This is a genomic window from Cutibacterium sp. KB22876, assembly GCF_059728865.1.
This window is the reverse complement of sequence record NZ_AP040858.1, coordinates 126794-140437: the sequence shown is the minus strand read 5'-3', so window position 1 is coordinate 140437 and position 13644 is coordinate 126794. Positions and strand designations below refer to the sequence as shown.

The 13644-nt window shown below is 63.6% G+C and carries 12 protein-coding genes; 9 read left to right on the top strand and 3 right to left on the bottom strand.

The features are described 5' to 3' along the window. Positions 1-248: 248 nt before the first annotated feature. Positions 249-2111, bottom strand: coding sequence for a translational GTPase TypA (gene typA, locus AC6I1W_RS00660; protein ID WP_117189421.1), 1863 nt, complete (start codon positions 2109-2111; stop codon positions 249-251). A 120-nt stretch (positions 2112-2231) separates the two neighbouring features. Next, positions 2232-2408, bottom strand: a complete 177-nt coding sequence (locus AC6I1W_RS00655) for a DUF8730 family Cys-rich protein (RefSeq protein ID WP_488192297.1) — start codon at positions 2406-2408, stop codon at positions 2232-2234. 100 nt (positions 2409-2508) lie between these two features. Here AC6I1W_RS00655 and AC6I1W_RS00650 point away from each other — a divergent pair, with 100 nt between their 5' ends. The 5 genes from AC6I1W_RS00650 to AC6I1W_RS00630 all read left to right on the top strand — a co-directional run bounded on the left by AC6I1W_RS00650 (position 2509) and on the right by AC6I1W_RS00630 (position 7379). Then, positions 2509-3039, top strand: a complete 531-nt coding sequence (locus AC6I1W_RS00650) for a DUF3151 family protein (protein ID WP_270236219.1) — start codon at positions 2509-2511, stop codon at positions 3037-3039. A 126-nt stretch (positions 3040-3165) separates the two neighbouring features. Beyond that, a complete protein-coding gene (locus AC6I1W_RS00645) occupies positions 3166-4770 on the top strand; it encodes an MFS transporter (RefSeq protein WP_117189419.1) in 1605 nt (534 codons plus the stop codon). Positions 4771-4784: 14 nt separating this feature from the next. Next, positions 4785-5687 carry a DUF4862 family protein gene (locus AC6I1W_RS00640; RefSeq protein ID WP_117189418.1) on the top strand — a complete coding sequence of 301 codons (903 nt, stop codon included), beginning with the start codon at positions 4785-4787 and terminating at the stop codon, positions 5685-5687. Then, positions 5684-6649 carry a dihydrodipicolinate synthase family protein gene (locus AC6I1W_RS00635; RefSeq protein WP_065673518.1) on the top strand — a complete coding sequence of 322 codons (966 nt, stop codon included), beginning with the start codon at positions 5684-5686 and terminating at the stop codon, positions 6647-6649. Before AC6I1W_RS00640 ends, AC6I1W_RS00635 begins: the two co-directional genes overlap by 4 nt. Positions 6650-6689: 40 nt before the next feature. Further along, on the top strand, positions 6690-7379 hold the full coding sequence (locus AC6I1W_RS00630; protein ID WP_270236222.1) for an N-acetylmannosamine-6-phosphate 2-epimerase: 690 nt from the start codon (positions 6690-6692) through the stop codon (positions 7377-7379). A gap of 71 nt (positions 7380-7450) precedes the next feature. Here the strand turns inward: AC6I1W_RS00630 and AC6I1W_RS00625 are convergent, their stop codons facing one another. Further along, complete coding sequence (locus AC6I1W_RS00625; RefSeq protein ID WP_270236224.1) at positions 7451-8185, bottom strand: FadR/GntR family transcriptional regulator; 735 nt, start codon at positions 8183-8185, stop codon at positions 7451-7453. A 70-nt stretch (positions 8186-8255) separates the two neighbouring features. On the opposite strand from AC6I1W_RS00625, the gene AC6I1W_RS00620 reads away from it, so the two are divergent. From AC6I1W_RS00620 to purB, 4 genes are all read left to right on the top strand, one after another. After that, the gene (locus AC6I1W_RS00620; protein WP_270236226.1) at positions 8256-9227 is read left to right on the top strand and encodes a GNAT family N-acetyltransferase; all 972 of its coding nucleotides are present in this window, start codon (positions 8256-8258) and stop codon (positions 9225-9227) included. Positions 9228-9391: 164 nt separating this feature from the next. Then, positions 9392-10690: an adenylosuccinate synthase gene (locus AC6I1W_RS00615; RefSeq protein ID WP_117189414.1), complete on the top strand. Its 1299-nt coding sequence runs from the start codon at positions 9392-9394 to the stop codon at positions 10688-10690. Between the two features lie 97 nt (positions 10691-10787). After that, complete coding sequence (purD, locus tag AC6I1W_RS00610) at positions 10788-12110, top strand: phosphoribosylamine--glycine ligase (RefSeq protein WP_462552888.1); 1323 nt, start codon at positions 10788-10790, stop codon at positions 12108-12110. Beyond that, positions 12107-13540 carry an adenylosuccinate lyase gene (gene purB, locus AC6I1W_RS00605; protein ID WP_270236227.1) on the top strand — a complete coding sequence of 478 codons (1434 nt, stop codon included), beginning with the start codon at positions 12107-12109 and terminating at the stop codon, positions 13538-13540. Before purD ends, purB begins: the two co-directional genes overlap by 4 nt. Positions 13541-13644: the final 104 nt, after the last annotated feature.

Sequence of the window (13644 nt, the reverse complement as noted above, 5' to 3'; positions counted from 1 at the left end):
AGTACCGACGATCCCGACGGGCAAGGACATGGCCAGAGTGGCTGCCAGGCCGGCAGCGCGAGCGGAGTGCATGGATCAAACACCTTCCGGGGATGTGGACGACAAGATGGTACGCCTTTTCTGCAATGACTCCGACTTGGTTCCTGTGAGCTCCGGTGCAGTTGTGGCAGGATCTTCGCCCTGGGATGGCGCCGCAGCATCCGAGTCAGCAGGAACCGTGGCGCCATTGACATGTGGCCAGGTGCTCGTCAACTGTTCTTCGCGCGGGTGCGAGCCTTGGCCCGCTCGTGGGCGTTCAGCTCGGTCTTGCGAATACGGACGACGTCCGGAGTGACTTCGAGACACTCATCCTCACGGCAGAACTCGAGCTGCTGCTCCATGGAGAGCTTGGTGGCCGGGATGAGGCGCTCCAGCTCGTCGCCGGTGGAGGAACGCACGTTGGTGAGGTGCTTTTCCTTGGTGGGGTTGACATCCATGTCGTCGGGGCGGGAGTTCTCGCCGACGACCATGCCCTCGTAGGTGTCGTCACCGGGGGAGACGAACATCGTGCCGCGCTCCTGCAGGTTGAACAGGGCGTAGGAGGTGACGACTCCCTGCCGGTCGGCGACCATCGAGCCACTCTGGCGGGTGCGCAACTCGCCCACCCAGGGCTGGAAGTTCTCGAAGATCTGGTTCATGATGCCCTGACCCCGGGTCTGGGTCAGGAACTCGGTGCGGAAGCCGATGAGGCCACGAGCCGGCACGACGAACTCCATGCGTACCCAGCCGGAGCCGTGATTGACCATGTGCATCATCTGGCCCTTCCGCAGGCCCATCATCTGTGTGACGGCTCCCATGAATTCCTCGGGGGCATCGATGGTGACGCGCTCGAAGGGCTCGTGCAGCTTGCCGTCGATGGTCTTCGTGACGACCCGAGGCTTGCCGACAGTGAGCTCGAATCCTTCACGACGCATCTGTTCGACGAGGACGGCCAACTGCAGCTCGCCGCGGCCCTGGACCTCCCACATGTCCGGACGGTCGGTGTCGGTCACCTTGATGGACACATTTCCAATGAGTTCCTGGTCGAGGCGAGCTTTGAGAAGACGAGCAGTGAGCTTGTCACCGGAACGGCCGGACAGCGGCGAGGTGTTGATGCCGATGGTCATCGACATCGAAGGCTCGTCGACGTGGATGAGGGGCAGCGGATCGGGGTTCTCAGGATCCGAGAGGGTCTCACCAATGGTGATGTCAGGAATGCCGGCGATGGCGACGATGTCACCGGGGCCGGCCTTCTCTGCGGGGACGCGCTCGAGGGCCTCGGTCATGAGCAGCTCGGACAGCTTGACGTTCTGGACCGAGCCGTCGCGCTTGCACCAGGCCACCGTCTGCCCCTTGGAGATCTCACCGGAGACGACGCGGCACAGGGCCAGACGACCGAGGTAGGGGGAGGCGTCGAGGTTGGTGACGTGGGCGCGCAGCACCCCGTCCTCCTCGTAGGTGGGAGCAGGAATGTTCTGGAGGATGCAGTCGAACAGCGGCTGCAGGTCGGGGGAGTCGGGCATCCCACCGTCCTCGGGCTTGTTGAGGGAGGCGCGTCCGGCCTTGGCTGAGGCGTAGACGACCGGGACGTCGAGCAGGGAGGCGTCATCGTCCTCGGAAAGATCCATGAAGAGGTCGTAGGTCTCCTCGACGACATCGTCGATGCGAGCGTCGGAGCGGTCGACCTTGTTGAGGACGAGGATGAGTGGGAGCTTCTTGGCCAGGGCCTTGCGCAGCACGAAGCGGGTCTGGGGGAGGGGGCCCTCGGAGGCATCGACGAGGAGGATGACGCCGTCGACCATCTCGAGGCCACGCTCGACCTCGCCGCCGAAGTCAGCGTGTCCAGGGGTGTCGATGATGTTGAGGGTGATCTCCTCGCCGTCGCTCATGACGTGCTTGACGGCGGTGTTCTTGGCGAGAATGGTGATGCCCTTCTCGCGCTCGAGGTCCATCGAGTCCATGACGCGTTTCTCGACCTCGGCGCCCTCACGGAAGGCTCCCGACTGCCACAACATCGCGTCGACCAGCGTGGTCTTTCCGTGGTCAACGTGGGCCACGATGGCGATGTTGCGCAGATCCTTGCGTACGGGCATGCAGAACTCCGGTTCAGATCGAGGATGTGGACACCGCGACGAGGCCGCGGGACTTCGGCGGGCGAAAACGCACCACCGTGAAGTGTAGGTCAGTGCAGGGTTGAGCTACGAATGAGCGAGTCAGCGCCGCATTCCGAAGCGCCGACGCAGTGGCTGGTGTGTTGACTTCTCGGCGGCAGTGTGATTGCCGTCGCACCACTGAGAAGGTGGCACCTGTGCCTTGACCTGGTCGATGTGTTGGCCGCATCCGGCCCAGGTCGTCCTACCACAGACGTCACATCTGACGGGTCGGCACATGGTGGTGATCCTTTCATTTGGCTGGAACAAGTTTATGTCACATGCCCTTGCAGACGGCCCGAGCGAGCGCCTCGGCGCGTTTCGCCCTAGGCTTGGGAGTATGGCTGAGGAGCAGAACACCGATCCGACCACAGAGATCGAGGAACAGGACCACGGCGTCCACTTGCCGCCCGACCCGGCCATCCGCAAACTTGCCAAGCGGGGACGCGGTGAGTTCATGTCGGTCGTCAAGGAACATCCGTCCTCGACGTTGTGTTGGGCTCTGCTGGCTGAGGGGTCCCTGCTGTGCGGTACCGATGCTGCCGATGTCGCGGCCTATGCCTATGCACGTACCGGGCGTGATCTCGGCCTGGAGCAGCTGAGAGATGCGGGCTGGGACGGCGAGGGCGCTGTCGACTGGGGCTACCTCCCGAACCAGGGGGTGTTCCGCTGTCTCCATGCCCTCGCGATGGCGGCTGAGAGGCTGGGATTTGGTGACGAGTCCGATGACGCCGACACCTTGCTGCGCGAGTTGAGCGATGAGGCCTGGCGAGCGCTGCGTGGCGACGAGGTGCCCACCGATGACGCTGTTGACGTCGAGGTCGGCGAGGACGAGTCCGACGGTGATCAGGAGAACGATCACCAGGAGTGACCTTTCGCCGTCAAGGTGAGCTCATGAGATTGACATTGTGATCTGCCGCATTCATCCTTGATGTAGGACATCCGATGTCCAATGTAACGCACGGGGCTATCCCGACCAATCAATGGAGATGGGCGTATGAGCAATGTCGAGGCCACGGCGGCCAAGAAGTCATGGCGTGATGAGCTGACCGGCACGCAGTGGAAGTCTTTCTGGGCAGCATGGATCGGATATCTGCTGGACGGATTCGACTTCGTCATGATCACTCTGGTCCTCACTGAAATTGGGCGCACCTTCAATGTCGGCGCGGCAGCGACGGCCACATTGGTTTCGGCTGCCTTCATCGCTCGGTGGTTCGGTGGTTTGCTGCTGGGAGCCATCGGTGACCGATTGGGTCGCAAGGAGGCCATGGTCATATCGATCCTGCTGTACGCGGGCGGATCGGTCGTCTGTGCCATAGCCCCGGCCTTCTGGGTCATCTTCGTCGCCCGTGTCTGTATCGGCATGGGCATGGCTGGCGAGTACGGATCCTCGGCCACGTATGTCATTGAGTCGTGGCCTGTCCGCCTGCGCAACAAGGCTTCAGGATTCCTCATCTCCGGGTTCTCGGTCGGTGCTGGTGTGACGGCTCAGGTGTATGCCCTGATCGAACACCTCACACGGGGCACACCAGCGGAGCCATACACCTGGCGAATCCTCTTTGCACTGGGAATCATTCCGATCGCGTTGGCGCTGTGGCTGCGGCGTGCTCTGCCGGAGGCCGCCGACTTCGCGAAGATGCGGGAGGAACAGGCTGCCCGAGCTGCGGCTGGTGAAGTCGTCGAGAAGACGGACATGTTCACGATGCTCTTCGCCCGTAACCTGAAGCGCAGCATCATCAACATCGTGCTGGCTCTGGTCGCCTTTGGATGCCTCATCGTGATCTACCTGTTCAAGAGCGGAGTTCCGGGGTTTGTCCTGGCCCTCCTGTGGATCGTTGTTACAGCCGTCATGGTGAGCTTCATGGTGCAGTTCGAGGGGCCGCGGTGGCCGACCGGCGTCGCAGTGATGATCACCGTGTTCGTCGCCTTCCTCTACTCGTGGCCGCTGCAGGCCCTGCTGCCGACCTATTACCGTCAGACTCTGGGGCTGGGCAGTGACACTGCGTCGAACCTCGTGACCGCAACCTCTTTCGGCGCCGCTGCTGGCTGCATCATGGCGGGGTTCATCGGTGACAAGTTCGGTACCCGGAAGGCCTACTGGACGTCTTTGCTCATCTCGGAGTTCCTTGTGCTGCCGGTCTTCCTCGTCAGCCGTGACATGGTGCACTCCTCGACGGTGTGGGTCGTCCTGCTGGGTGTCTTTATCTTCGTCCAGCAGATGTTCGGGCAGGGCATCTCCGGGTTGCTGCCGAAGTTCATCTCCAACTACTTCCCGGTTGAGAAGCGCGCCGCTGGTCTGGGCTTCTCGTACAACGTGGGTGCCCTCGGCGGTGCCATTGCCCCGGTTCTCGGTATAGCGCTGGCGGGTGATCCGGCGACCGGCATCGGCGGCGCTCTGCCATCCAGCTGGGGTCTGGGGTGGACGCTGTTCATCCTGTCCTTCGCCTTCACCGGAGTGATCATCATCCTGATTGCCATCAATTTCCCATACCGGATGCAGAAGTTGTTCCGCCCTGATCATGTCCGTTCCGCTGACCGGATGGATCACGTGGACGAGGAGTTCGCCGCATCCAACAACCCCGATGCCGTCGTGGCATCCTGATATGGAGTCATGCCATGAGCATTCCAACGATCGTCGGCGCGTACGCTGCGATGCCGCGTACCATGACCAATCGAGAAGATTTTTACCGGGAGCTCGGCGAGACCGGCTGGGTCGACGGAATCGAGATCCCGTATCGTGATGGCGTCGACGCCGATCCGCGCTGGCTGGCAGACCAGCTGCGCGGCCGGTTCACCCAGTGCGTCGTCACGGCTATTCCCGGGACGATGGGGCACTTGGCCAACGATCCTCACTTCGGGCTCGCCTCATCCGATGAGGAGGGTCGTCAGCGAGCAATGACGTGGATCGCTGGTTTGGTCGACGATGTGCGTTCCCTGCACGAGATGGTCGGCCACCCGGTTGTCCGATTCGTCGAGCTCCATTCGGCACCCAGCAACCACGCCGAGCCAACCGCGCTCAAGGCTTCCCTGGCGGAGCTTTCCAGCCTCTTCGCCGATGCCGAGCTCACTCCCGTCATTGAGCACTGCGATGCTTCGGGCGGAGTTGGACCGGGGGAGAAGGAATTCCTCAGCCTGGATGACGAGATCACCGCGCTCTCCGGTACCGGAGTGCGGCTGACGGTCAACTGGGGGCGAAGCGTTGTCGAGTCCCATGATCCAGATCTGCCGGCTCGCCAGGTCGATCGACTCGCCGATGCCGGCCTACTCGGTGGAGTGATGGTCTCCGGTGCCGGTCCGGAAGTCACCCAGTACGGGCCGGCCTGGGGAGACGCGCATCTTCCTCTCCGAGACGACGAGCCGACCAGCCTGTTGACTACTGATCTCATCGACTCCTTCATGACCGCCGCCCGAGGGGTGCAGTCCTACCAGGGCATCAAGGTCCAGACCCCTGCCGATGCCACCGTCGAGCAGCGACTGGCCATGATCACCTCCATCCATGACGCCATGGCGTCGGCATGACACTCACCACAACAATCGCGAACACCACGAAGGACACCACCATGACCACGAAGTTCCACGGAGTCATTCCCCCCGTCGTCACCCCGCTGACGACCGACGGTGACCTCGACGTCGCCTCCTACGAGAGGCTCATCAATCGCCTCATCGAGCAGGGGGTTGACGGCCTGTTCGTCCTCGGCTCCACCTCCGAGGTCGCCTTCTTCGACGACGAGATGCGCGGACGGGTCCTGGGAGAGGCCAAACGGATCATCGACGGACGGGTGCCGCTGCTCGCCGGGGTCATCGACACCGAGACCCTGCGCGTCATTCGTCACATTCGTCAGGCCGAGGAGATCGGGGTCGACGCCGTCGTCGCCACCGCGCCGTTCTACGCGATCACCGGCCCGACCGAGGTCGAGAATCACTTCCGCGCCCTGCACGAGGCCACCGAACTGCCGCTCTTCGTCTACGACATCCCGGTGTGCGTGCACGTCAAGGTGCCCGTCGACCTCATGATCAAACTTGGGCGTGAAGGTGTCATCGCTGGATGCAAGGACTCCTCCGCCGACGATGTCTCCTTCCGCCGTCTGGCCCTGGCCAACCGCGTCGCAGGTTCTCCGCTGGCCCTGTTCACCGGCCACGAGGTCGTCGTCGACGGAGCTTTCATGTCCGGTGCCGACGGTGTCGTCCCGGGTTTGGCGAACGTCGACGCGACCAACTACGTGAATATGTACAAGGCCTATCGTGAGGGCGACTGGGAGACGGTCCGAACCGAGCAGGACAAGGCCACCGAGCTTATGGAGATCGCGTTCGTTCCGCAGGGAGTCGTCGGTCCGGCTGCTGGTGTGGGAGCCTTCAAGACGGCCATGCAGCTGTTGGGAACGATCGAGACCAACACCATGTGTGTGCCGCTGCCTACCCTCATGGGTGAGAATGTCGAGAGGGTCGCGGAAGTGCTGCGTCGAGTCGGTCAGCTGGCGTGATCATGGCCAGGACAAGTATCAATCCGAGGAGGACTCGATCATGAGCGCATTCACCGACAGGACCATTGCGTCGATGGCGGGAGGCCTCGTCGTCTCGTGCCAGGCCTACCCAGGAGAACCCCTCCGGCACCCGGAGACCATGGCGCAGATGGCCGCTGCTGTCGAGTTCGGGGGAGCGGTCGCTGTGCGAGCCCAGGGGCTCTCCGACGTCGCCGCAGTCAAGGGGCGCGTCAGCGTCCCGGTGGTCGGCATCTGGAAGGAGGGCGACGAGGGCATCTACATCACCCCGACCCTTCGTCACGCGCGCTGCGTGGCCGCTGCCGGTGCCGACATCGTCGCCCTCGACGGCACCCGGCGGGAGCGCGCCGACGGCCTGAGCCTGGCCCAGACGATTGCAGGTCTCAAGGACGAGTACGACGTCGTCGTCATGGCTGACTGTGGATCGGTTGATGACGGCCTCGCGGCGGCTGAGGCCGGAGCTGACCTCGTCGGCACGACGCTGTGTGGCTACACCGGTGAACGTCCCAAGACGGATGGTCCTGATTACGAGGTCATCGAGACTCTCGTCAAGGAGCTTGACGGCAGTCGCCCATTGATTGCCGAGGGACGCATTCATACCCCTGAGCAGGCGCGTCGCGCGATGGATGTGGGTGCCCACGCCGTCGTGGTGGGAACCGCGATCACCCACCCGACCTCGATCACGGGATGGTTCCGCGACGCTCTGAAGTAGTGGGCCATCACAGGGGGCTTGCCAGTAGGCAGGCCACCTCGTCACGCGCCAGACAAGGCGGTGCGTGGGTGTTACCGCTGGGTGGTCGCCCCGGCAAGCCGCTCCCGGATGGCATCGAAGTGATGCCACATGGCGTCACGGCTGACCTCAGGATCGTTGCCGACGACGCAGTCCGCGATGCGGTCGTGGGCGTCACGGGTGGCCTTGACGGTGTTGGTTGGCGGCAGTCGCAGATCGGCAAGGTTGAGGGAGTCCCAGAACACATCAATGAGCTCGCGAGCCAGCTGATTGTCCACACCGGCGTAGAGCATCCGGTGGAATTGGCGATCTGCCGACGCGGAGTCCTTGGGGCTGTCCATGCGTGCTGCCAGAGCGTGCAGTTCACGACCGGTCGCTGCGCTGATGGAGCCGGTCACCTCGGCTGCCAACGAACACTCCAGCAATGCGCGGACCTCCACCATCTCTCGCAACCCCGTGAGGTCCCTGTTCCCGGCGGTGTCGGCGCTGACCTGCTTGACGCCGCGATACACGAGCCCCGGACGAATCGTCGACGCGGAGGCTGTCGACAGGTAGGTGCCCAAGCCACGTCGGACCTCGAGGATTCCCAGCGCCCGCAATTCCCGCACCGCCTCACGAACAGTGCCGCGCGCCATACCGAATTGAGTCGCCAAATCCTGCTCGATCGGAATGGGATCTCCGGGGGTCAGGTCCGAGGAGAGAATCCACTCAAACATCCGCTGCGCCGCAGGGTTGAGGTTATCGGCCAGGTGGACGACATCCTTCGGGTCTGACATGCCGCTAATCATGTCATGACCTGCATGATCTTGGCGCCGGATAATCCCCCCTGGTCGACGCGGGCTCGCAAAAGGCGAAAGAATGGGGACACAGCGACGTCAAGGGCGTCGCCAGAGTCAGGAGCGCGACATGAGTGAGCACGTTGTTTTCCGCGACATGCGGCCTGAAGACGTCAAGGTGATCACCTTCGGGGAACCAGGATCGCTGATCGATCGCATTGATCGTCCCGACGTTGTCGCCCGGGTCGCCCTCTACGAGGACCGCATCGTCGGGTACGCGGTTTCCTGGCTCGCAGTGGTGCATCGTACCCGTCGTTTCATTGATGTGGAGATCCATCCTGATTCTCGTGGGCGTCGTATCGGCACCCGCCTGGTGCGCCAGATTCAGCAGCGGGTGAAGCGGCCCCTGGCCACCAAGGCCATTGTCGGCTCGGACGCCGAGAATTTCATCTTTTCCCTGGGCGGCGAGGTCTACGCTTCCTGTCCGCCATTCGAGTTGCCGCGTCGTCACTTCGGTCGGGCTATTGAATCCCTTGCAGAGGTCAGTGTCGGCCCGGGCGGTGCCATTTCGGGCGCAACCCTGGCCCCTGGTGTGCTCGAGACGCTCTGGGAACAGATTTACGTGTGGATGCACGAGTCATGGTCGCCGGTTGATGACAGCGAGGCCGCTCATGAGGCGCTGCGGCAGGAGCTCGAGGACCTCGACGCGGGAGCCACCCGGGTCGCTCTCATCGACGGTCAGCCGGCAGCCGTCGCCTTCGTCTTCGTCGACGAGAACCCGACGGTCGTGGCAGAGACCGTGCAGGCCGACACGCCTGAAGGCGATGCTGCCGTCGCCTCGGCGATGTCGTCGGTCATCAGCTGGGCCGAGGACGCTGGTTACAAGCGCGTCAACTTTGATGGACACCGTGGTGATCCGCACTTCGGCCCGCTGGCGTCGCGTCTGCCTCTTGAGGGGGCAAGCCTCGATCTGTTGGAGATCCCGGTTCTGCCGGATGACGGCGACGATGCCGGCGAGGGGGCCATTGGTGAGGGCGGTGCGACCGTCGCCTGATCGACCGTGACGTATTGACGACAAAGGACCACGTGGAGCGGAGGAAACCCCTTCGCTCTCCGGTCTGACGCCGTTGATGTCGTAGCGACCACGTAAAGTGTGCCTGGTTGCAGAGCGGCATGTGCCCCTGCAACCGGAGGCAACCCGCACACCGGTGCGAGGAAATGGAGGAACAGATGCCTGGAATCGTCGTCATGGGTACCCAGTGGGGTGACGAGGGCAAGGGCAAGGCCACCGACCAGATGTCCGAGCGCGTTGACTACTGCGTGCGGTACTCGGGAGGCAACAACGCTGGACACACCGTCGTCGTCGGTGCCGAGAAGTTCTTCATGCACCTGCTGCCGTCCGGTGTCCTCAACCCGAATTCCACGGCGGTCCTCGGTAACGGTGTCGTCCTCAACCTTGACGTGCTGGCTGATGAGATCGACACGCTGCGCAGCCGTGGTGTGGACATCCCTCACCCGCTCATCAGCGCCAACGCGCACCTCATCACCCCGTACCACCAGACCCTTGACAAGGTGACCGAGCGTTTCCTCGGAAAACGTCGTATCGGTACCACGGGACGTGGCATCGGGCCGGCCTACTCCGACAAGATCAACCGCATGGGCATCCGTGTCCAGGATCTGTTCGACGAGTCGATCCTGCGCCAGAAGGTGGAGGCCTCCCTGGATCAGAAGAACCAGATCTTGGTGAAGATCTACAACCGGCGCTCCATCGACCCGGAGCGCGTTGCGGACGGGCTGCTGGCTCATGCCGAGCGCATCCGTCCTTATGTCGTTGACGTCGCGCGCGTGCTCAACAAGGGTCTCGACGAGGGCAAAGTCGTGCTTTTCGAGGGAGCCCAGGCCCACCATCTCGACGTCGACTTCGGCACCTACCCGTACGTCACCTCGTCCAACCCCATCGCTGCAGGCGCCTGCACCGGTTCAGGAGTCGGGCCGACGCGCATCGATCGCATCGTCGGCATCGCCAAGGCCTACACCACCCGCGTTGGTGAGGGGCCGTTCCCGACCGAGCTGTTTGACGAGGACGGCGAGCGCCTGCGCAGTGAGGGTGGCGAATACGGCGTGACGACGAAGCGTCCGCGTCGCTGTGGTTGGTTCGACGCCCCGCTGGTGCAGCAGGCTGTCATGATCAACTCGGTGACGGACCTGTTCCTCACCAAGCTTGACGTGCTGTCCGGCTGGGATCGCATCCCGGTCTGTGTGGCCTACGAGGTCGAGGGCGAGCGCACCGACGTCATGCCCGTCACCCAGTCCGACCTGCATCACGCAAAGCCGGTCTACGAGTTCATGGATGGCTGGAGCGAGGACATCTCGAAGGCCCGTTCCTTCGAGGATCTGCCGCGCAACTGCCAGGCCTACGTGCGTCGTCTCGAGGAGCTCGTCGGTACGCGGATCTCCGGTATCGGTGTTGGTGCCGGTCGTGACCAGTCCATCATGCTCAACGACCTCATCGACTGAGAGCTGACGATGCGGTGTTCCACTCCGGTGCCGGGGAGGAACAAGGCCGATCGGGAAACGGTCGGAACCACCCTCTACTCTTGAGGTCGTGTCCAGCATGACTGTTCTCGTCCTCGGATCTGGTGGTCGCGAGCATGCCCTCGCTCTGGCATGCCACCGAGACCCACAGGTTGCTGCCGTCCATGTCGCCCCCGGTAATCCCGGAACGGCATCCCTCGCCACGAACCATCCCATCGACCCGTGCGACAAGGACGCCGTCGTCGCCCTTGCCCGCGAGGTTGCGGCCGACCTTGTCGTCGTCGGCCCGGAGGCCCCGCTGGTCGCGGGGGTGGCAGACGCCCTGCGCGACGCAGGGATCGATTGTTTCGGTCCGAGTGCCGAGGCTGCTCGGCTGGAAGGCTCGAAGGCCTTCGCCAAGGAGGTCATGGCTTCTGCCGGTGTTCCCACCGCCGCATCTCGATCCTGCGGTGACCTCGATTCGGTGGGGGCAGCCCTCGACGAATTAGGGGCTCCCCACGTCGTCAAGGATGACGGGCTCGCAGGTGGCAAGGGAGTTGTCGTCACCGAGGACCGTGACGAGGCCCTGGCCCATGCCGAGCAGTGCCTCAATTCTGGCCACCAGGTGGTCATCGAGGAGTACCTCGACGGCCCCGAGGTGAGCCTTTTCGCGATCTGTGACGGCGAGCGTGCTCTCCCCATGCAGCCGGCCCAGGACTTCAAGCGGGTCGGTGATGGCGGGGTCGGCCCCAACACCGGCGGAATGGGCGCGTACACGCCGTTGCCATGGGCGCCTGACAACCTTGTCGAGACAGTGTCGAACACGGTGATCTCCCCGACACTGTCAGCCATGCGAGATCGCGGCACCCCGTTCATCGGTCTGCTGTACGTGGGCCTGGCCTTAACCTCTGACGGTCCGAAGGTCGTCGAGTTCAACGTTCGCTTCGGCGACCCGGAAACCGAGCCACTGCTCAGCATGGTGGAGTCCCCGTTGGCACAGATCATGCAGGCCGCCGCCCGCGGAGACGTGTCCGGAACAGATGGCCTGCGGTTCCGCCGCGGAGCTGCCGTCGGCGTCGTCATGGCGAGCGAGGGGTATCCTGCATCTCCGGTGAAGGGACGCCGAGTTGTCGCTCCGGTCGATGACGAGGACGTCCTGCACGCCGGAACTCGTATCGAGGGGGATGGGCTGGTCACCAGCGGTGGCCGCGTCCTCGTGGTGCTTGGCCATGGTGAGACCCTTGCCGGGGCCCGTACCGATGCCTACAGCAGGGTTGACCAGCTCGAGGTGAGTGGCGGGTTCCACCGCACTGACATTGCCCTTCACGCAGCTGAGCTCGAGGCCGTCGACGAGATGGCCGATGGACTCGCGCCCCAATCCGAGAACAATCCCAGTAACCCGACCGACGGGGAGAATTCATGAGCGTTCCCAACATCCTTGCCACCCGTTACGCCTCTTCGGCGATGCGCTCCATCTGGACGCCGGAGAACAAGATCCGTGCCGAGCGCAGGCTATGGCTGGCCGTCCTCGAGGCCCAGGCGGACCTCGGCGTCAGCTTCGGGGGCGACGATCCCGAGCAGGTGTTGGCCGACTACCAGACTGTTCTCGACAACGTCGATCTGGACTCGATCGCCGAGCGTGAGGCCGTCACGCGACACGACGTCAAGGCTCGGATCGAGGAGTTCAACGCCCTGGCCGGCCATGAGCACATCCACAAGGGCATGACGAGCCGCGACCTCACCGAGAACATCGAGCAGATGCAGGTGCTGGAGTCGCTGAAGCTGGTGCGCGACAAGATGGTCGCCACCCTGAACCAGCTGTCCCGACTGGCTGCCCAGTACTCGGATCAGCCGATCGCTGGTCGGTCACACAACGTTGCCGCCCAGGTGACGACCTTGGGCAAGAGGTTCGCGACCACCATCGACGAGATGTTGGTGGCGTGGGAGCACGTTAACGAGCTCATCGAGCGGTATCCGGCTCGCGGAATCAAGGGGCCGATGGGAACTTCCCAGGACATGCTCGACCTGCTCGGTGGGGATGACTCCAAGCTCGACGATCTCGAGCATCGGGTCGCCGATCACCTCGGCTTCAACCAGGTGCTGACCTCGACCGGCCAGATCTACCCGAGATCCCTGGACTTCGAGGTCATCTCGACGCTGGTGCAGGTGTTGTCGGGGCCGTCGAACCTGGCGACGTCAATCCGCCTGATGGCCGGCAACGAGCTCGTCACCGAGGGGTTCAAGCCTGGCCAGGTTGGGTCCTCGGCGATGCCGCACAAGATGAATGCCCGCTCCTGCGAGCGCGTCAACGGTTTCCTCGTCGTCCTGCGCGGGTACCTCACCATGGTTACCGGTCTGGCCGGTGTGCAGTGGAACGAGGGCGATGTCTCCTGCTCCGTGGTGCGTCGCGTCGCTCTGTCGGATTCCTTCTACGCCATTGACGGGGCCTTCGAGACCTTCCTGACGATCCTCGGTGACTTCGGCGCCTTCCCGGCCGTCATCGAGGCCGAGCTGGAGCGTTACCTGCCCTTCCTGACGACGACGAAGATCCTGATGGCTTGCGTCCGCGCTGGCGTCGGTCGCGAGGACGCTCACGAGGCCATCAAGGAGCACGCCGTGGCCGTCGCCTTGGAGATGCGTGAGACCGGCAGGACCGAGAACGATCTCTTCGCCCGTCTGGCTGCCGACCCGCGGATCCCGTTGTCCAAGGAGCAGTTGCGCGGTCTGGTCTCATCGCCGCTGGATCTCACTGGTGGGGCTCAGGACCAGGTAGAGGCGCTGTGCGCCAAGGTCGAGGACATCGTCCGGGAGTACCCGGAGGCTGCCAGCTACCTGCCTGGTCTGGTGCTGTGACGCGGTGATCTGAATATTGCGGGAGGGCCGGCTCGTTGAGCCGGCCCTCCCTTTCATATCTGCGCCAGTCATGGCCTCACCTATGCCATAAGATCGGGCGCAGT

Excerpts from the sequence above, each read along its gene's own strand:
- AC6I1W_RS00655 (WP_488192297.1), bottom strand. The coding sequence starts at position 2,408 with ATGTGCCGACCCGTCAGATGTGACGTCTGTGGTAGGACGACCTGGGCC.
- AC6I1W_RS00650 (WP_270236219.1), top strand. The coding sequence starts at position 2,509 with ATGGCTGAGGAGCAGAACACCGATCCGACCACAGAGATCGAGGAACAG.
- AC6I1W_RS00625 (WP_270236224.1), bottom strand. The coding sequence starts at position 8,185 with ATGATTAGCGGCATGTCAGACCCGAAGGATGTCGTCCACCTGGCCGAT.
- purB (WP_270236227.1), top strand. The coding sequence starts at position 12,107 with ATGAGCGTTCCCAACATCCTTGCCACCCGTTACGCCTCTTCGGCGATG.
- AC6I1W_RS00645 (WP_117189419.1), top strand. The coding sequence starts at position 3,166 with ATGAGCAATGTCGAGGCCACGGCGGCCAAGAAGTCATGGCGTGATGAG.
- AC6I1W_RS00620 (WP_270236226.1), top strand. The coding sequence starts at position 8,256 with ATGGGGACACAGCGACGTCAAGGGCGTCGCCAGAGTCAGGAGCGCGAC.
- purD (WP_462552888.1), top strand. The coding sequence starts at position 10,788 with ATGACTGTTCTCGTCCTCGGATCTGGTGGTCGCGAGCATGCCCTCGCT.
- AC6I1W_RS00615 (WP_117189414.1), top strand. The coding sequence starts at position 9,392 with ATGGAGGAACAGATGCCTGGAATCGTCGTCATGGGTACCCAGTGGGGT.
- AC6I1W_RS00630 (WP_270236222.1), top strand. The coding sequence starts at position 6,690 with ATGAGCGCATTCACCGACAGGACCATTGCGTCGATGGCGGGAGGCCTC.
- AC6I1W_RS00635 (WP_065673518.1), top strand. The coding sequence starts at position 5,684 with ATGACACTCACCACAACAATCGCGAACACCACGAAGGACACCACCATG.
- AC6I1W_RS00640 (WP_117189418.1), top strand. The coding sequence starts at position 4,785 with ATGAGCATTCCAACGATCGTCGGCGCGTACGCTGCGATGCCGCGTACC.
- typA (WP_117189421.1), bottom strand. The coding sequence starts at position 2,111 with ATGCCCGTACGCAAGGATCTGCGCAACATCGCCATCGTGGCCCACGTT.